Source organism: Streptomyces sp. NRRL S-646 (genome assembly GCF_000720765.1).
Classification (GTDB): domain Bacteria; phylum Actinomycetota; class Actinomycetes; order Streptomycetales; family Streptomycetaceae; genus Streptomyces.
This window is the reverse complement of record NZ_JODC01000031.1, coordinates 17,518-35,423: the sequence shown is the minus strand read 5'-3', so window position 1 is coordinate 35,423 and position 17,906 is coordinate 17,518. Positions and strand designations below refer to the sequence as shown.

The following is a 17,906-nucleotide window of genomic DNA, read 5'->3' as shown; positions in this document are numbered from 1 at the left end:
CGGAACGACATTGAAGCAGCGCACAGCGTCCCGGCCGCGGCTCCCCTTTGCGTCGTCCTCCCCACTGTTCTGCCCAGAGCTTGGCTCGCACTCACGTTTCCCAGGGGTGGGCCCGGTCGTTGGGAAGCTCGTGAGGCATGGACAAGGGCGCGCACGGCGCGCGGGGGCCGCGCTGGCCGCCGTACTGACATGGGCAGGACTGCTGGCCGGAGCCGCCGGCTGCACTTCGGACCCGGCGGACCGCAGCGACATCGGTGAGGCGTTCGGCAAGGCTCCGGCACCCGAGGACGTCATCCGGATCTCCCCGGACGACGGCAGCAAGGGTGTCCGCCCCGGCCGCAGGCTACAGGTGGGGGTGCCGAGCGGCCGTCTGGAGTCCGTGAAGGTCGTCAAGTCACAGGACGCACAGGACTCCGAGGTGCATGGCCGTATCTCCGAGGACGGCCTGCGCTGGGAACCCGACGAGCCCCGGCTCGCGCTGGCCGCCAAGTACACCGTCGACGCGGTGGCCCTGGACGGCCACGGGCGCAGGTCCGCACGGCACACCACGTTCACCACGTTCGTCCCCGACGAGCGCTTCATCGGCTACGTCACCCCGGAGAACCGCTCCACGGTCGGCACCGGAATGATCGTCTCCCTGGAGTTCAACCGGGAGATCGAGCACCGCGCGGCAGTCGAGCGGGCCGTCCACGTCACGGCGCGACCGGCGGTCGAGATCCGCCCGCACTGGTTCGGAAAGGACCGTCTCGACTTCCGCCCCCAGCGGTACTGGAAACGCGGCACCCAGGTCACCGTCTCCCTCCGGCTCCGGGACGTCGAGGGCGCGCCCGGCGTCTACGGGCTGCAGTACAAGACGTTCTCCTTCACCGTCGGCCGCAGCCAGGTCTCCGTGGTCGACGCGGCCGCGCACACCATGCAGGTACGGCGGGACGGGGCGCTGCTCGCCACCGTGCCGATCACGGCCGGGGCGCCCCGGCACACCACCTACAACGGGAAGATGGTGGTGATGGAGATGCTCGAGCTGACCCGGATGAACGGCGCCACGGTCGGCTTCAAGAAGCAGAACGGCAAGGGCGAGTACGACATCCCGGACGTCCCGCACGCCCTGCGCCTCACCGACTCCGGCACCTTCCTGCACGGCAACTACTGGGCGCCGAACGCCCCCGGCCACGTCAATGTCAGCCACGGCTGCGTGGGGCTCATGGACGTCAAGGGCGGCAGCTCCGACACCCCGGCCGGCTGGTTCTTCGACCGCAGCCTCGTCGGGGACGTCGTCCAGGTCGTCCACAGCAATGACAAAAAGGTCGCTCCCGACAACGGCCTCGGAGGATGGAACATGGGCTGGAAGGAGTGGAAAGCGGGCAGTGCGGTCAAGTAACCCGAAGGGAGGCGGGGATGGCGCCAGGTGCATGGTCAATGTTGCGACGGAACGGTGACCTTCAGCTGACACGATCCCCAAAACCTTGCAGTTAATATGCGCCAATGCGTGCGCGGGATGCGCCGGGGTGCGGGCCTGACCAGGGCCGGCGAGGGGAGAGCAACTTGAACGTGCGGCCGATATCGGGGGCGTCGGTTGACGCGCGCGGGCGTTGGGCCAAGGGGCGGCCGGCACTCATATCCGGGGTGCTGCTGCTGGCCGTCACCGCGTGCGGAGGGGGCGGCTCGGGTTCCGGACCCGGTTCCGGCGACGGCAAGGGCAAGGATGCGGACGCGGCGCAGACCAAGCAGTCGGCGGCCGTCGTCACCATCGCGCCCAAGGACGGCGCGAAGTCCGTCGAGACCAGCGGCGTCCTCAAGGTCAGCGCAAGCAAGGGCAAGCTGACCACGGTCGAGGTCAAGGGCCCCAAGGGCAAGGAGATATCCGGGAAGATCACCGCCGACGGTGCCGACTGGACGCCGTCCACCCACCTGGCCGCGTCCACCAAGTACTCGGTGCACGCGGTCGCGAAGGACTCCGAGGGGCGTGAGGCCGCGGAGGACTCCAGCTTCACCACGCTCACTCCGCAGAACACCTTCATCGGCACCTTCACCCCCGAGGACGGTTCCACCGTCGGCGTCGGGATGCCGTTCTCCGTCCGTTTCACCCGGGGCATCACACACCCCGAGGACGTGGAAAAGGCGATCAGCATCAAGACCGAACCGGCCGTCGACGTCGAGGGCCACTGGTTCGGCAACGACCGCCTCGACTTCCGCCCGGAGCACTACTGGAAGTCCGGTACGAAGGTCACGGTGAGCCTGAACCTCGACGGCGTCGAGGGCCGGCCGGGCGTCTACGGCAAGCAGGACAAGACGGTGAAGTTCACCATCGGCCGCAACCAGGTCTCCATCGTCGACGCCAAGACCCACCAGATGAAGGTCACCCAGGACGGCAAGGTCGTCAAGACCATCCCGGTCACCACCGGCAAGCCGGGCTACGACACCTGGAACGGCCAGATGGTCATCAGCGAGAAGCTCCGGGTGACCCGCATGAACAGCGAGACGGTCAACCTCGGCAAGGAGTACGACATCAAGGATGTCCCGGACGCCATGCGGCTGACCGACTCCGGCACCTTCATGCACGGCAACTACTGGGCCGGCGGCGCCTTCGGCAACTACAACGCCAGCCACGGCTGCATCGGCCTGAGGGACGTGCGGGGCGGCTACGACCGCGGGTTGCCGGCCGGCTGGATGTACGACCACTCCATCCTCGGCGACGTGGTGATCGTCAAGCACGCCCATGACGAGATCGTCTCCCCGGACAACGGGCTCAACGGCTGGAACATGTCGTGGGAGAAGTGGAAGGCGTAGCCGTACGGCGGTGATGTGGTTCTACGCCGATGGCGGTCCCCGGTGTGAGGCGGTGTTTTCTGGGGGAAATCCCCCAGACCTCCTGCGCACCGGGGACGCTGTCGTTAGTCCCCGTTAACCTGCCTGCATGACCGTGAATCTCGAAGTCGCCGAAGGCGTCGGCACCATCCGCCTCGACCGTCCGCCCATGAACGCGCTGGACGTCGCCACCCAGGACCGGCTCAAGGAGCTGGCCGAGGAGGCGACCCGTCGTGACGACGTACGGGCCGTGATCGTGTACGGCGGGGAGAAGGTGTTCGCGGCGGGCGCGGACATCAAGGAGATGCAGAACATGGACCACACGGCGATGGTCCTGCGCGCCCGCGCCCTGCAGGACTCGTTCACCGCGGTGGCCCGCATCCCCAAGCCGGTGGTCGCGGCGATCACGGGCTATGCGCTCGGCGGCGGCTGCGAGTTGGCGCTGTGCGCGGACTACCGGATCGCGGCTCAGAACGCCAAGCTGGGCCAGCCCGAGATCCTGCTGGGCCTGATCCCGGGCGCCGGCGGCACCCAGCGGCTGTCCCGGCTGGTCGGCCCGTCGAAGGCCAAGGACCTGATCTTCACCGGCCGGATGGTCAAGGCGGACGAGGCGCTGACGCTGGGTCTGGTGGACCGGGTGGTGCCGGCCGAGGAGGTCTACACTGCCGCGCACGAGTGGGCGGCGAAGCTGGCGCAGGGCCCGGCGATCGCGCTGCGGGCCGCGAAGGAGTCGATCGACACCGGTCTGGAGACGGACATCGAGACGGGCCTGGCCGTCGAACGGAACTGGTTCGCGGGTCTGTTCGCGACGGAGGACCGCGAGCGCGGGATGCGGAGCTTCGTGGAGGAAGGGCCGGGCAAGGCGAAGTTCCTCTGAACCACTTGCAATTGACGCGCTGTCTGATCCGGGGTCCCTCGATGGGGCGGTTTATGGGAGCCTTAAGACAACCTTAAGTCTGCCTTGTCGAGGGAGACCGTCGATTGCCTCCACGAGAGCCTTCAGCGCAGGTCGGGCGGGCTGCGGAAGCCTCTGAACTGCCCGTGGCATATGTCAACCGGCCTATTCGGAACGACGTATTCCGGGGGGCGTATTCCTCAGGAACGGCCCCGGAGGGCGCTCTGGGCGGCCATGATGGGGGCATGGCGGGGCTGGAGGGCATCGAACAGCCGCGGGGACACGGCCGTGCGACGGCGGCGCGCTGGTCGCCCGCGGTAGAGGACGAACGGGCGCTCAAGGCGCTGGAGTTGTTCGGCAACCCGACCGAGGCGGAGGTGCCGCTGCCGTCCCGCCCGGAGTCCGCCGCCACCGCTCGCCGTCTCGCCCAGGTCGTGGTCCTGCGCCAGTGGGGCCTGACTCCCAAGATGACAGAGGACGCCGTCCTTCTCGTCTCCGAACTGGTCGGCAACGCGGTCCGCCACACCGGCGCCCGTGTCTTCGGCCTTCGGATGCGCCGCCGCCGGGGCTGGATCCGCATCGAGGTCCGCGACCCCTCCCGGGGCCTGCCCTGCCTGATGCCGGTCCAGGAGACGGACATCAGCGGCCGGGGCCTGTTCCTGGTCGACAAGCTCTCCGACCGCTGGGGAGTCGACCTCCTGCCGCGCGGCAAGACGACCTGGTTCGAAATGAGGGTGGCGGACCGTTAGCCGGGGGTCGCGGGTCGGCCGAATGGCCTGATTGTTGTCGGTCGCGACCCGAAAAATGTCCCCCGATCGGGTCAATCGGCCGTTTTCTTACCCTTCGCCTCTTAAATGGTGCGGTGACCTCGACCGACCGCCGGACGGCGCTACGCACGGGCGCCGGCCTCCTCGCCGCAGGCGCCCTCACCGCAGGCTGCGCACCGAACGGCGCCGTCGTGCACCCCACTTCACCGGCGCACCCGTCGTCCGTGCCACGCTCCACGCCCGCCGCCGCCCCCGCCCCCCGCCTCCTCCCCGGCCGACCCGCCCAGCTCACCCAAGGCCCCCGCACCCACCCCCGGGTCGCCCTCACCTTCCACGGCCAGGGCGACCCCGCCCTCGCCCACACCCTCCTCACCGAGGCCGAGAAGCACGGCGCCCGCCTCACCGTCCTGGCCGTCGGCAGCTGGCTCGACCAGTACCCGGACATGGCCCGCCGTGTCCTCGACGGCGGCCACGACCTCGGCAACCACACCCAGCGCCATCTGGCCGTCAACGCCATGTCCGAAGCCGACGCCCGCAGCGAGATCACCGCCTGCGCCGACCGCCTCGGGCACCTCACCGGCTCCATCGGCACCTGGTTCCGGCCCTCCCGCGCACCCCTCGCGTCCCCGCTGGTCCTGCGTCTGGCCCGCAGCGCCGGCTATCCGCACGTCCTCTCGTACGACGTCGACTCCCTCGACTACACCCGGCCCGGCGCCGACGCCGTCCGGCGCAAGGTCCTCGACGAGGTCCGGGGCGGCTCCGTGGTGAGCATGCACTTCGGGTATCCGGACACGGTCGCTGCCCTCCCCGTCGTACTGGAAGAACTCGCCCGCCGCGGCCTGGCCGCGGTGACCACCACGGAGCTGTTCAGCTGATGAACCCCACCCGGCTCGCCCGCGCCCTCGTCGCGACCGCCGTCCTCGCCTCGCTCACCACCCTCGCCGCCTGCACCAGCGCCCCGTACCACGAGGACGAGGCCCTCGGCAAGAAGGCCGCCGTGGCCCCGGCGAAGAAGAAGGCCGCCGTCCCGGGCCTGGCCGGCATGCCGCCCGTCCTCGACCCGCACGACGTGTACGCGGCCGACCGCCCGAACCAACTCGCCCCGGCGGTACGGGACTTCCCGTCGCGGGTCTACGTCCCCAACACCAACTCCAACACCGTCTCCGTCATCGACCCGAAGACGTACAAGGTCATCGAGACGATCCCGGTCGGCGCCCAGCCCCAGCACGTCGTCCCCTCCTGGGACATGAAGACGCTGTGGGTCAACAACGACCGCGGCAACACCCTCACCCCCATCGACCCGAGGACGGGGAAGGCCGGCAAGGCCGTCGACGTGCACGACCCCTACAACCTCTACTTCACGCCGAACGGCAAGTACGCGATCGTGATGGCCTCCCTCGACCGCGAACTCGTCTTCCGCGACGCGCACACCATGAAGGTCGAGAAGACCGTCCCGGTCAGCTGCTACGGCGTCAACCACGCCGACTTCTCCCTCGACGGCCGCTACTTCATCGTCTCCTGCGAGTTCAGCGGCGAGCTGCTCAAGGTCGACACGGCGAAGATGAAGGTGACCGGGCAGGAGAAGCTGCCGTTCCAGGGCGCGATGCCGCAGGACGTCAAGATCTCACCCGACGGCAAGAGGTTCTACATCGCCGACATGATGGCCGACGGTGTGTGGATCCTGGACGGCGACAAGTTCACCAGGCCCACCCTCCTGCCCACCGGCAAGGGCGCCCACGGCCTCTACGTCAGCCGCGACTCGCGCGAGATGTACATCTCCAACCGGGGCGAAGGCACCATCTCCCTCTTCGACTTCGCGCAGAACAGGCTCACCAAGAAGTGGCACCTGCCGGACGGCGGCAGCCCCGACATGGGCGGCGTCTCGGCGGACGGCAAGGTCCTGTGGCTGTCGGGGCGCTACAACTCCGAGGTGTACGCCATCGACACCCGCACCGGCACCCAGCTGGCCCGCATCAAGGTCGGCAGCGGCCCGCACGGCCTCGCGGTGTACCCGCAGCCGGGTCGCTACTCGCTCGGCCACACGGGCATCTTCCGCTGAAACACAGCGAGTTGGGGCGGCCCGGGAGATGCCGCCGAACGGGTGACGTTGCGCATTCCGCCGCCGCGGGACGGGGATCGTCCCCACCATGATCACAACTCGCCTGCGGCGGCGGGCCGCTGTCGTCGTCCTGTCCCTCGCTGCCGTCTTCGCGACGACGGCAGCGACCGTTCCCACCGTCACCCCCGCGAAGGCCGCCGCCCCTGCCTGTCCCCAGTTCGACGACCCCATCAAGGCGGCAGTCGACCGCCGGGTCGACGTCGACCGCATCACGCCCGCCCCGGTCTGGCGCAAGACCTGCGGCACGCTCTACCGCAGCGACAGCCGCGGCCCCGCGACCGTCTTCGAGCAGGGCTTCCACCCCAAGGACGTCATCAACGGCCAGTACGACATCGAGCAGTACGTCCTGGTCAACCAGCCCTCCCCGTACGTGTCGACGACGTACGACCACGACCTCTACAAGACCTGGTACAAGTCGGGCTACAACTACTACATCGACGCTCCCGGCGGCGTCGACGTCAACAAGACCATCGGTGACACCCACAAATGGGCCGACCAGGTCGAGGTGGCCTTCCCGGGCGGCATCGCGCGGCAGTACATCATCGGCGTCTGCCCGGTCGACAAGAAGACCAAGACCGAGATCATGAACGACTGTCAGAGCAACCCGTACTACGAGCCCTGGCACTGAGCAGTACCTCTGCCCCCACGGGGCGAAAGCCCGCCGCCTGGAACGTCCGCATGCTGCGGGCGTTCCCCGGCGCGACCTGCGCCCACAGCGGCTCCGTGGCGAGATGGCGGGCCGCCGTCACCAGAGCCCGGCCCAGTCCCCGGTGCCGTACCCCCTCGTCGACCTCGACGGAGACCTCCAGCCGTCCGGCGATCCCGCGGCCCAGCACCAGCACACCGCCGTCCGTCTGCCAGGCACGCACGTCGTCGCGCCGCCGGCGGGCGTACACGATCCGCGGATGGTCGCCGTCCTCGATCTCGTTCAGCGCGAGGGGTGGCCCGCCCGGCAGCGGGGAGCCGACCAGCATGGCGTCGATGGTCTCCGACGTACGGCCCGTCCGCTGGATGAAGGCCGCCAGGAACAGCGGGTTCATCGTCGCGGCGAGCGCGTCGCAGGGCGCGGCGGCGAGGGCGTCGTACACCCAGCGCGGATCCTCGTCCGTGAAGACGACCGAGTGAGCGGTGAAGGAGAACACGCCCGCGTCCCGGTCACAGGCCTGCGGGACCACCGTCGTACGGCCGTCCGAGGGCGGGAAGACACCGCGGGCGGCCGCGTCGAGAATGTCCCGCAGAGTCTCCATCACCGCGCTCCTTGAGCCTCCACCCACTGGAAGGCCCAGACTCACACACATGCTGCGCTATCCGGGGGGAGACCCCCCAGACCCCCCGTACGACGGCACCGGACTTTTCACCATCGGCGAGCTGGCGCGGTCCACCGGCCTGACCGTGCGCACCATCCGTTACTGGTCCGACGAGGGCGTCCTGACTCCCGTGACCCGCTCCACCGGCGGCTACCGGCTCTACGACGCCGAGTCCGCCGCCCGTCTGGAACTGATCCGCACGCTGCGTGAGCTGGGCCTCGGTCTGGCGGACGTGCGCAAGGTGCTGGACGGGGAGCGGACGGTCGCGGAGGTCGCGGCGGCACACGTGGTGGCGCTGGACGCGCAGATCCGCTCCCTGAAGGTGACCCGTGCGGTGCTGTCGACCGTGGCGCGACGCGGCTCGACCGCAGAGGAGATGACCCTGATGAACAGACTGGCGCGGCTGTCGGCCGCCGAGCGGGCCCGTATCGTCGAGGACTTCACGACGGAGATCTTCGACGGGCTCGACACGGCCGACCCCGACATCCGCAAGCGGCTGCGGTTCGCCCCGGCGGACCTGCCGGACGAGCCGACCCCCGAGCAGGTGGACGCCTGGGTGGAGCTCGCCGAGATGATGCAGGACCCGGAGTTCCGGGCCCTGATGCGCAGGATGATCGAGTTCAACGCGGCGGACCGCGGCCCGGACGTGCCCGCGGGCACCTCGCTGTGGTTCATGAGCCGCCTGGTGCAGCTCGCGGGGGAGGCCCTGGAGCGGGGCGTCGCCCCGGAGGCGCCCGAGGCCGAGGAGCTCCTGCGCGGGCTGCTCGGCGACGCGGACCCTGCCGAGGTGCTGAAGCGGCTGGAGGCGGGCACCAACGTCCGCGTGGCCCGGTATCGCCAGTTGTGGGCGGTCGTGGCGGGGCTCGGGCCGCAGGCGGCGTACGAGCCGGAGTTCGCGTGGGTGGTCGCCGCACTGAGGGCACGCGTGGCCAGCTAATCTGACCTGCGTCAGTACGACAGCAAGACATGCGGTTTACGGAGAAAAGGGGCGGATCGGTGGCCGACATCGAAGCAGCACGCAAGGAGTTCCAGCGGATCGACACCGACGGCGACGGGTTCATCACCGCCGCGGAGTTCAAGACCGCCCTCGCCCAGGAGGGCGACTGGAACGTCACCGAGTCGGTCGCCGCGGTGATCATCAAGACCCGTGACCTGAACGGCGACAAGGTGCTGTCGTTCGACGAGTTCTGGGCGTACCTGAACAAGTGACCTGAGCGGCAAGGGGGCGCCCGATGGGGCGCCCCCTTCCTTCATGCCCGCTGTCTCCGGTACTGCCCCGGCGCCACCCCGAACTCCCGCTTGAAGGCCTTGGCGAAGGCGAATTCCGAGGTGTAGCCGGTCTGTTGGGCGATCCGGCGCAGGGGAAGGTCCTCCTCGCGCAGGAGGCGGCCCGCGGTCGTCATGCGCCACCAGGTGAGGTAGGCGAGCGGCGGTTCGCCGACCAGCGTGGTGAAGCGGCGGGCGAAGGCGGCGCGGGACAGTCCGCTCTCGGCGCCGAGCTCCTCGACCGTCCAGGGGCGGGCCGGGTCGCCGTGGATGGCGCGGAGGGCCGCCGCCACGGCCGGGTCGTCGAGCGCGGCCGACCAGCCGGTGATCTTGCGGTCGTGCTGCCACCAGGCGCGCAGGATGTACAGCAGCAGGGTGTCCAGCAGCGAGGTGACGATGGCGTCCGAACCGGGCTGCGGCTCCTCCAGCTCCATGCCGAGCAACTCCACCGCCGCCCGCAGCGAGCGGTGGGCGCCGACCTGGGCGGGCAGGTGCACCACGTCCGGCAGCTCGGAGACCAGCCGGTGGGTGCGGCTGCGGTCCATCTCGTAGGAGCCGCAGAGCAGGACCGCGTCCGGCGTCCCCTCCCTCGGCGTGGGCGGGGGCGCGGGCCACCGGTTGTCCGACCCCGGCCGTACATGCTCCAGCGGCACGTCGAGCCCGCTGGCCAGCGCATGCCCCCGCCCGTGCGCCAGGAACACCACGTCCCCGGGCCCGACCGCCACCGGCTCCCCCTCCGCCGGGATCAGCCACGCCGACCCGCGCAGCACCACATGGAACCCGGCCCCGGGGGATGCCTCGAAGCGCATGCCCCAGGGCGCGTACTTGTCCCGGCGCGAGGAGTGCGGCCGCCCGGTGCGCATCGCGCTCACGGCGTCACTGAGTACGTCCATGTCCGAACGGTAGCCGGGGGTCGTACCGGAGAGACGATCGGACAGGAAAGGGAGAGCGGTGGACATGGATCGTCTCGCACACCGCCACCTAGCGTGTTCCGCATGCCAACAACCGCACGCACAGTGCTTTTTCATGAAATCGGCGGACCCGAGGTGCTCACCATCGAGGACGTGACCGTCCCCGACCCCGCCCCCGGCCAAGTGGTCGTACGGGTCGAGGCGTTGGGCCTCAACCGTGCCGAAGCCCTGTTCAGGTCCGGCGGTTACTACTACCAGCCCGCCCTCCCCGCCTCCCGGCTCGGCTACGAGGCCGCCGGCATCGTCGAGGCGGTCGGCGAGGGCGTGACCGAACTGGCCGTCGGCGACCCGGTGATGACCGGCCCCGGCATCGAGATGAGCGCGCAGGGCGTGTACGCCGAGCAGGTCGTCCTGCCCGAGACCGCGGTCCTGCGCCGCCCCGACTCCGTCGACGCCGTCACCGGCGCCGCGGCCTGGCTGACGTACACGACCGCGTACGGCGCCCTGCTGGAGACCGCCGGCCTCAGGCCCGGCGACCATGTGCTGATCACCGGCGCGTCCAGCGGCGTCGGCACCGCGGCGATCCAGGTCGCCCGCCGCGTCGGCGCGATCCCGCTCGCCACCACCCGGACCGAGGCGAAACGGGACCGGCTGCTGGAGCTCGGCGCGGCCGAGGTGATCGTCACCGGGGAGTCGGCGCCCGAGGCCGTGGCCAAGGAGGTCAAGCGGATCACCGGGGGCAATGGCGCCGAAGTGATCTTCGACGCGATCGGCGGCCCCGGCTTCGGAGCGCTGGGCGAGGCCCTGGCCCCGGGCGGCTCCCTGGTCGTCTACGGCTGGCTGGACACCCGCCCGGCCGAGATTCCCCGGAACTGGCCCTTCACCCTCCACACCTACGCCAACCTGATCCTCACCAACACGCCCGCCGGCCGCCGCCGCTCGACCTCCTTCCTCAACGCGGGCCTCGCCGACGGCGGGTTCCGCCCGGTCGTCGGCGAGGTCCTCGACGGCCTCGACCGCATCCAGGACGCCCACCGCCTGATGGAGTCCAACCGGCACACGGGCAAGATCGTCGTACGGGTCTGAGGGCTCCCACCCGCTTGGCGCAGCCCGCGGAATAGGCCGCCGCTCTCCGAGGTTGATCCGACCCAGACCTATGCACGTGCATCATCCAGGGAAGGGCCTGTCATGAAGATCGGCATCATCGGCGCGGGCAACATCGGCGGCAACCTCACCCGGCGGCTCACCGCCCTCGGACACGACGTCCTGGTCGCCAACTCCCGCGGCCCCCAGACGCTCAACGAGCTGGCCGAGGAGACCGGCGCGACCCCGGTACCCGTGGAGGAGGCGGCGCGCGGCGCGGAGGTCGTGGTGATCACGATCCCCGTCAAGGCGATCCCGAACCTGCCGGCAGGCGTCCTGGACGGCGCGGCCGAGAACGTCGCCGTGATCGACACCGGCAACTACTACCCCCGGCAGCGGGACGGCAGGATCGCGGCGATCGAGGACGAGGGCCTCACGGAGAGCGCCTGGACGGCGCGGCAGCTCGGTCACACCGTCGTCAAGGCGTTCAACGGCACCTTCGCCCAGGACATCCTGGAGCGGCCGCGCCCGGCGGGCGACCCCGACCGGCAGGCGGTCCCGGTCGCGGGCGACGACGAGGCCGCGAAGCGCGTGGTCAGGAACCTGATCGACGAACTCGGCTTCGACACGGTCGACACGGGCACCCTCGCCGACTCCTGGCGCCAGCAGCCGGGCACCCCCGTCTACGGACTGCGGGCGGGCGTGGACGAGGTGACCAAGGCGCTGGCGGAGGCACCCCGGGAACGCCCGGCGGACTTCCGGGCGTAACGGCGGCGCGTGGCCGTCACGCGCTCGTGGCCCACTCCTTCAGCGCGGCCTTGTCGGCGAAGTCCGCGACATCCTTGTCGTGCGGCTCGCTGGTGTACTGGTGGAAGCGCCACTTGGCCTTGATACGGGGCTTGCCCGCCGTGACGTAGTCGGCGATCCAGAGGCCGTCACCGGCGTACGAGGTCGTGTCTACGTTGAGCCAGAAGTCGCGATTGGTGTAGAGCACGACCTGGTTGTTCGGCCGCAGTTCCTTCACCTTGCGGATGAACAGGTCCTTCTCCGCGTTGCTCGCGTGCGTCCCGGCGCTGGTCCGCTCCCAGTCCACGGCGAGGATGTCGCCCGCCTTCTCCGGGGCGTGCCGGACGAAGTAGTCGGCCTGGGCCTGGAGATGGCCCGGCCACAGGAAGTGGTAGAAGCCGACGACGAGGCCCGCGTCGCGACCGTGTTTTGTCTGGGCGCCGAGTCTCGGATTGACGTACGAGCGGCCCTCCGTCGCCTTGATGAAGACGAAGGAGAGGCCGTCCGTGCCGTACGAGGAGGACTGGTAGGCGCTCACATCGATACCGCGCAGCATGGATGGACTCCCTGAAGTGCCGGTGGGGGGACAGCGGTTGATTCATCCCCACCTTTGCACGGGTGATCCGTTCCGGATGTGGAAACGACGTGGAAACGTCAGCCCCGGGCCGCCGCGGAGGCCAGCACCGACGCGGACTTCGCCGACCAGTCGGAAGTGATCACACTCGCGTGATCCGCCGCCAGCAGGGCCAGCCGTGCGGCGACTTCCGCGTCCGTGGGGTTGGTCGACGAGATCGCCGGAGACACGTTGTAGGCGTCCGTCATGATCAGGATGTAGTGGTTGGCGGAGTAGAAGGACGTGTCGTAGCCGTTGTTCACGTACGTCGCCGCGTCCCCGTCGAAGAAGACGAACCAGGGGCGGATCGAGGAGTCGTAGCGGCTGGTGCGCGGGTCGCCGTTCGCCGCGTCCAGCACCGCCGGGAAGGCCTGTGCCGCCGAGATGTTCCCCGCCGCGTACAGGTCGCGCAGATGGTCGCCGTACTCCTCGTCGGTCCAGTAGTGGTCGAAGGGGTTCGACTTCTCCACCGTCCCGGGGATCAGTTCGAAGACGAACTTGCCCTTGAGGGCGTCGCGGGACGGCCAGGCGTTCGCCTTCGCGGCTGCGTCGAGGGTGGAGTACGAGGACCCCAGCAGGTCCGACGGCTTGTAGACGCTGCTGCCGAGCTTCTGCGACACCAGCGTGTCGAACTCGTCGGGTCCGAGGCCGACGTTGTTGTTGAAGCCGACCTTCATCTCGACCTTGACGATGACCGGCGCGTGATTCGGATGCAGTTGCTCCCAGGCCGCCATGTTATCCAGGCAGCTGCCGAGGTCCTGGTTGCGGTCCTTGCTGTACAGCTCGCTCGGCTCGTCCGCGTACTCGCAGTTGTTGTCGTTGCCGAGCGGGTTGCTGTGGCTGACCCGCCACCGCCTGTTCAGGCTGTCCGCGTAGACGTCGAGCTCGAGCAGCGAGGCCCCCGAGTCCAACGCCTGTGCCCAGTACGTGTACTTGTCCTTCTCGTAGGCGTTGTGCGTCCCGATCGTCGTCGTCTCGGAGAACTTCGGTGCCGCCGCGTGGGCGTTGCCGGGTACCGCCATCAGCATCGCGACCGCGCCCATGAGCGCCGCCGGCCGTCTCGCAACCCTCATGGGTCAAGTCCCCTTCACTGTCGCCGAGTTGGCGGCAGCGTAGGGGAAAGCCGTTACCGGCCGGTAGACCTAAGGGGAACGCCGACCTCCGTCGGGCAAAGGGGAGTTCAGTACTCGATGATGTTCATCTTGGGCTTCTTCCGCTGGGCCTTCTGCTTGGTCCTGGCCTGGAGATTCGCCTTGTCCTTCGGGTTGCCCGTACTCGCGACACGAGGGCGCCCGGACTCGATCGGTCGGCTCAGGGCCGGCCCGCCGGCGAGCCCGGGCGCGGCACCGCCGGCACGCCGAGGGCAGGCGGCTGGACGCCAAGGAGACCCGGCTCAGGGACCTGGCCGTACCGTGCCCGGACGCACCGGACTGACCCGGTCCCATTCGCTCCACGGGTCAGCCCGTGGCCTCCGCGTCGGCGAGCGCCAGGGCTTCTTCCCGTGTGGCGAGCGGGGTGAACCGGTCCATGAGGTTTCCCGCGTGCAGGATCCTCAGGATCATCGGATGCGGGCAGACGAGTAACAGCCAACCGTGCCGCTCCCTGACCCGCCGCTCGGCGTGGCACAGCAGTCGTAGTCCGTAGCAGTCGAAGAACTCGACCGGAGTCAGATCGATCACCACGGTTCGACCTCGAGCGGCTGTCGCGGTGTCCAGGTCCGGCATGATTTGTTGGGCGGCGGCGATGTCGACCTCGCCGTGGAACTCGATGACGGTGCATCCGCTGACCTGTTGGCTGCGGATGTGCCCATAGGGCCATGCCTTGTTGCCCTGTTGCACGGCGTCTCCCCCGGTGAGCCCAGCTGCCCGAGATCTCGGGAGCAAGGACGCTTTCGCCACCAGGGGCTGGGGCGGCAACAGGCGGCCAGCGTATGACCCATTCCCGCCTCTTGCGCGACAAAACGATTCTCTGTACGAGGAGTTCGCTCGATGGGGCGTTTTTCAACATATCTGCTTGACATGGCTCGCCTCGGCTCTCCGTGGCTCGCAGACGTCAAGGAGAGCCGAGGCTTTCCTGCCTGTCGTGTTCTGTGACACGTCGGGTGGAGAGTCCGGACCGGATGATCCTTTCGCTTTCTCGCCGTGTTCACACGACCGCGGTGTACGACGGTCACACGGTCTCGGGCACGCCGTTCGACGTGGGTCCGGGGATCGTCTTGGTCAGGTCGCTGGGCGGTGCCGAGGAGGTGGCCGCTGCCGTCTCCCGGGCGAGGAAGGCGCCGAGTTCGCCGATGGTGCTCATGAGGGGTGCGGGGAAGACGACCGTGCTGTTCTTGTCCACGGCGATCTCCACCAGGCTCTGCAGGTTGCGCAGTTGCAGGGCCAGGGGGTGGGCCATCATCGTGTCGGAGGCGTCACCGAGGGCGGCGGCCAGGGACTCGCCCTCCGCGTTGATGATCTTCGCTCGCTTCTCCCGCTCGGCCTCGGCCTGGCGGGCCATGGCGCGCTTCATGGTGTCGGGCAGCTGGATGTCCTTGAGCTCGACCAGGGTGACCTGGACGCCCCATTCCGCTGTGGTGACGTCGAGGATCTCGCGGATGTCCAGGTTGATGCGGTCGGTCTCGGAGAGGGTCTCGTCGAGGGTGTGTTGGCCGACGACCTTTCGCAGGGTGGTCTGGGCGATCTGGTTGATCGCGGCGTGGACGTTCTCGACGGCGATGACCGACTTCACCGCGTCGGTCACCCGGAAGTAGGCGACCGCCGACACGTCCACGCTCACGTTGTCCCGCGTGATGATCCCCTGGGACTGGATGGGCATGGTGACGATCCGCAGTGACACCCGGTGCAGCACATCCACGAACGGGATGATGATCCGCAGCCCCGGATCCCGGGTTCCCACCAGGCGACCGAAGCGGAACAGCACTCCCTGCTCGTACTGCTTGACGATTTTCAAGGCCATCGCGAGTGCCAGGACGGCAAGAGCCGCGACGACGACCAGTAGGAAGATCAGGACTCCCATGAGCTGCTCCTCAGGTTGAGGGCCGCGTCGTTGTCGCGCGCGGTCCCGGGGACGGGTGATCGGGTGGTGGCGCGTGAGTCACGGGGGCACCGGCACGTTTCCCGGGTGCTCGGGCCTCTGTGAGAACCGCGCCTTGTCACCTGAGCGGGCGCGGTGCGGGCCGCGGGCCCGCCAAGTGTCCAGCATCCCTTGCTGCTCGCGTCTGCCGCTTGGGCTGAACGGTCCCCGGAGCGCCGGGGTTTGCGAGGAGAGACTCAGCCGTTGTCGGCGGGGAGTGGGACGGTCCACTCCAGGACGGTGCCGGTGGGACGACGGGGAGTGAGAGTGAGGGTGCCGCCGGGCTCCACGGCTCGGGCGTGGAGATTGGCCAGTCCGCCGCAGCGGGTGCGGGCGGGGTCGATGCTGCGGCCGTTGTCGGCGACCCGCAGCGGCGGGCGGGTGGCGGTGGCCTCGGCGTCGACAGCGGTGGCGTGGGCGTGCCGGGCGGTGTTGGTGAGGGCTTCGCGCAGTACGGCGGGCAGCTGGTCGGCGATGTCGTCGGCGACCAAGGTGTCCAGCAGTCGGTCATCCGCATGGCGGGCTGAAGCCCGGGACGGCGGAGGCCAGGCCGGTCTCGGTGACCAGCCGGGTCCGCAGGCCGGTGTCGTTTCGTTGGCTTTCCGACCGTGGGCGGACGGGGCGCCCTCGGTGCAGACGAGAGCGGCCGCGGTCCTCCTGTCCGCGCTTCTGTCCGACCTCACCCGTACCCGACCCGGCGAGTCCTGACCGTGGTTGGCCGTAGGCGCACTGTCGGCCGACCTGGAAGCGGCACTAGGCTGACCGACGAGGCCCGAGCCCCCGGCAGCAGCTCAGTCGCTCTGCTCCAGGGAGGCGCGCCGTGCACGCAGGTCTCGGCACCAGCGATGCGCGCGCCTCGGTTCGGCGTCGGGGCGTCGGACGCACCGTAACGAGATCCTTCTGTCGGCCGGTCGGTGGCCTGCGATGAACGCCACCATGCGTCCGCCGACGACCACCCGGGCCCCGGCTTGTGGACCTGTTCCCTCCTGCAGGTCGCGTACGCGACCCGAGTACCGGCGAAATTCACGCCCAGCCACGCAAGGAGTCCCCTGTGACCGCAACCGCTCCCGAGCCTCCCGAGGTCACCCTCGGCGACGAGTTCGGCAAGGAACTCGACCGCATACGTGCCGAGATCATCGCCACGCGCGGCGCCGACGACGCGCGCTACATCCGTACGGTGATCGCCGTGCATCGCGGCCTGGAGGCGGGAGGCCGGGTCGCCCTCGCCGTCTCGCTGTTCCCGCCCGCCTGGGTGGCGGGCACCGCCCTGCTCTCCCTCGCCAAGATCCTGGAGAACATGGAGCTGGGCCACAACATCCTGCACGGTCAGTGGGACTGGATGTGCGACCCGGCGATCCACTCGACGACCTGGGAGTGGGACTTCCTCGCCCCCGCCGAGGCCTGGAAGCACACCCACAACCACCTCCACCACACCTGGACCAACGTCGTGGACCGCGACCGCGACCTCGGGTACGTCGCCTTCCGGATGAGCGCCGACCAGGCCTGGCATCCGCGCCATCTCGCCCAGCCGTTCTACAACTTCCTGCTCGCGCCCCTCTTCGAGTGGGGCATCGCGCTGTACGACCTGGAACCGGATGCCGTCGTCGCCGGCCGCAAGCCATGGCGCTCCTTCCTCAGCGACGCGCGCGGGTTTCTCGCCAAGGCGACCCGCCAACTCGCCAAGGACTACGTGTTCTTCCCGCTGCTGGCCGGGCCCTCCGCACTGCCGTGTCTGCTCGGGAACCTCACCGCCAACACGGTGCGCAACCTGTGGACCCACACCATCATCTTCTGCGGGCATTTCCCCGGTGACGTCCAGACGTTCACCGAGGAGCACATCGAGGACGAGACCCGCGGTGAGTGGTACCTGCGTCAGGTCCAGGGCTCCGCCAACATCGAAGGCGGCCCGCTCTTCCACGTCCTCAGCGGCAATCTCGGCCATCAGATCGAGCACCATGCCTTCCCGGATCTGCCCAGCAACCGCTACGCCGAGATCGCCCCGCACATGCGTGCACTCTGCGAGAAGCACAACATCCCGTACATCACCGGACCGTTGTGGCGGCAGTACGGCTCCACCTGGGGACGCATCCTGCGCTTCGCCGTACCGACCGGATGAACTGCGCGGACGGAACCGTATGTCGTCGCGGCCGTCGTGCCGAACCCCGTTGCCGACCGTGACCGCGACGCGGGCGACCGTTCGGATTCCCCTGATCGCAGGAGACGGCCGTCGCAGTCCGACCGGTGTGAGGTACGCACCGTTCTCCTGCGGCGGCCGTCCT

At 69.3% G+C, this 17,906-nt stretch carries 18 protein-coding genes and 1 pseudogene; 12 read left to right on the top strand and 7 right to left on the bottom strand.

Going from position 1 to position 17,906, the window contains the following annotated elements:
• Positions 1–130: 130 nt before the first annotated feature.
• From IH68_RS0145095 to IH68_RS0145065, 7 genes are all read left to right on the top strand, one after another.
• Positions 131–1,378 (top strand): L,D-transpeptidase, encoded by a 1,248-nt coding sequence (locus IH68_RS0145095; protein WP_030948540.1) that lies wholly within the window; start codon positions 131–133, stop codon positions 1,376–1,378.
• 164 nt (positions 1,379–1,542) lie between these two features.
• Positions 1,543–2,787, top strand: coding sequence for a L,D-transpeptidase (locus IH68_RS0145090; protein WP_030948537.1), 1,245 nt, complete (start codon positions 1,543–1,545; stop codon positions 2,785–2,787).
• Positions 2,788–2,914: 127 nt separating this feature from the next.
• Positions 2,915–3,682 carry an enoyl-CoA hydratase/isomerase family protein gene (locus IH68_RS0145085; RefSeq protein WP_030948535.1) on the top strand — a complete coding sequence of 256 codons (768 nt, stop codon included), beginning with the start codon at positions 2,915–2,917 and terminating at the stop codon, positions 3,680–3,682.
• 263 nt (positions 3,683–3,945) lie between these two features.
• Positions 3,946–4,449 carry an ATP-binding protein gene (locus IH68_RS0145080; RefSeq protein WP_030948532.1) on the top strand — a complete coding sequence of 168 codons (504 nt, stop codon included), beginning with the start codon at positions 3,946–3,948 and terminating at the stop codon, positions 4,447–4,449.
• A 113-nt stretch (positions 4,450–4,562) separates the two neighbouring features.
• Positions 4,563–5,342 carry a polysaccharide deacetylase family protein gene (locus IH68_RS0145075; RefSeq protein WP_030948529.1) on the top strand — a complete coding sequence of 260 codons (780 nt, stop codon included), beginning with the start codon at positions 4,563–4,565 and terminating at the stop codon, positions 5,340–5,342.
• The gene (locus IH68_RS0145070) at positions 5,342–6,526 is read left to right on the top strand and encodes a YncE family protein (RefSeq protein ID WP_030948526.1); all 1,185 of its coding nucleotides are present in this window, start codon (positions 5,342–5,344) and stop codon (positions 6,524–6,526) included. The genes IH68_RS0145075 and IH68_RS0145070 overlap by 1 nt, the downstream gene beginning before the upstream one ends.
• An 88-nt stretch (positions 6,527–6,614) precedes the next feature.
• Positions 6,615–7,214 (top strand): ADP-ribosyltransferase, encoded by a 600-nt coding sequence (locus IH68_RS0145065; RefSeq protein ID WP_030948523.1) that lies wholly within the window; start codon positions 6,615–6,617, stop codon positions 7,212–7,214.
• Here IH68_RS0145065 and IH68_RS0145060 read toward each other — a convergent pair.
• Positions 7,168–7,833 carry a GNAT family N-acetyltransferase gene (locus IH68_RS0145060; protein WP_030948519.1) on the bottom strand — a complete coding sequence of 222 codons (666 nt, stop codon included), beginning with the start codon at positions 7,831–7,833 and terminating at the stop codon, positions 7,168–7,170. The genes IH68_RS0145065 and IH68_RS0145060 overlap by 47 nt on opposite strands.
• Before the next feature lie 49 nt (positions 7,834–7,882).
• Here IH68_RS0145060 and IH68_RS0145055 point away from each other — a divergent pair, with 49 nt between their 5' ends.
• Positions 7,883–8,830: a MerR family transcriptional regulator gene (locus tag IH68_RS0145055; RefSeq protein ID WP_051834053.1), complete on the top strand. Its 948-nt coding sequence runs from the start codon at positions 7,883–7,885 to the stop codon at positions 8,828–8,830.
• A 59-nt stretch (positions 8,831–8,889) separates the two neighbouring features.
• On the top strand, positions 8,890–9,102 hold the full coding sequence (locus tag IH68_RS0145050) for an EF-hand domain-containing protein (protein ID WP_030948513.1): 213 nt from the start codon (positions 8,890–8,892) through the stop codon (positions 9,100–9,102).
• A gap of 41 nt (positions 9,103–9,143) precedes the next feature.
• Here IH68_RS0145050 and IH68_RS0145045 read toward each other — a convergent pair whose 3' ends face one another.
• The gene (locus tag IH68_RS0145045; RefSeq protein WP_030948512.1) at positions 9,144–10,052 is read right to left on the bottom strand and encodes an AraC family transcriptional regulator; all 909 of its coding nucleotides are present in this window, start codon (positions 10,050–10,052) and stop codon (positions 9,144–9,146) included.
• A 102-nt stretch (positions 10,053–10,154) separates the two neighbouring features.
• Between IH68_RS0145045 and IH68_RS0145040 the strand changes: the two genes are divergently transcribed.
• Both IH68_RS0145040 and IH68_RS0145035 read left to right on the top strand, forming a co-directional pair.
• Entirely contained in the window at positions 10,155–11,156 is a 1,002-nt protein-coding gene (locus IH68_RS0145040) for a zinc-dependent alcohol dehydrogenase family protein (protein ID WP_030948510.1), read from the top strand.
• 99 nt (positions 11,157–11,255) lie between these two features.
• Positions 11,256–11,921, top strand: a pseudogene (locus tag IH68_RS0145035) (NADPH-dependent F420 reductase); the annotation flags it as partial.
• 16 nt (positions 11,922–11,937) lie between these two features.
• Here the strand turns inward: IH68_RS0145035 and IH68_RS0145030 are convergent.
• The 5 genes from IH68_RS0145030 to IH68_RS50915 form a co-directional block, all read right to left on the bottom strand.
• Entirely contained in the window at positions 11,938–12,495 is a 558-nt protein-coding gene (locus tag IH68_RS0145030; RefSeq protein ID WP_030948504.1) for a glycoside hydrolase family 25 protein, read from the bottom strand.
• A 98-nt stretch (positions 12,496–12,593) separates the two neighbouring features.
• Positions 12,594–13,625 carry a phosphatidylinositol-specific phospholipase C domain-containing protein gene (locus IH68_RS0145025; protein ID WP_199932001.1) on the bottom strand — a complete coding sequence of 344 codons (1,032 nt, stop codon included), beginning with the start codon at positions 13,623–13,625 and terminating at the stop codon, positions 12,594–12,596.
• 384 nt (positions 13,626–14,009) lie between these two features.
• Complete coding sequence (locus IH68_RS0145020; RefSeq protein WP_030948499.1) at positions 14,010–14,390, bottom strand: STAS domain-containing protein; 381 nt, start codon at positions 14,388–14,390, stop codon at positions 14,010–14,012.
• Between the two features lie 331 nt (positions 14,391–14,721).
• Positions 14,722–15,570, bottom strand: a complete 849-nt coding sequence (locus tag IH68_RS0145015; protein WP_030948496.1) for a slipin family protein — start codon at positions 15,568–15,570, stop codon at positions 14,722–14,724.
• A gap of 254 nt (positions 15,571–15,824) precedes the next feature.
• Positions 15,825–16,118 (bottom strand): ATP-binding protein, encoded by a 294-nt coding sequence (locus tag IH68_RS50915; protein WP_051834052.1) that lies wholly within the window; start codon positions 16,116–16,118, stop codon positions 15,825–15,827.
• A 560-nt stretch (positions 16,119–16,678) separates the two neighbouring features.
• On the opposite strand from IH68_RS50915, the gene IH68_RS0145005 reads away from it, so the two are divergent.
• On the top strand, positions 16,679–17,743 hold the full coding sequence (locus IH68_RS0145005; RefSeq protein ID WP_030948483.1) for a fatty acid desaturase family protein: 1,065 nt from the start codon (positions 16,679–16,681) through the stop codon (positions 17,741–17,743).
• Positions 17,744–17,906 lie beyond the last annotated feature (163 nt).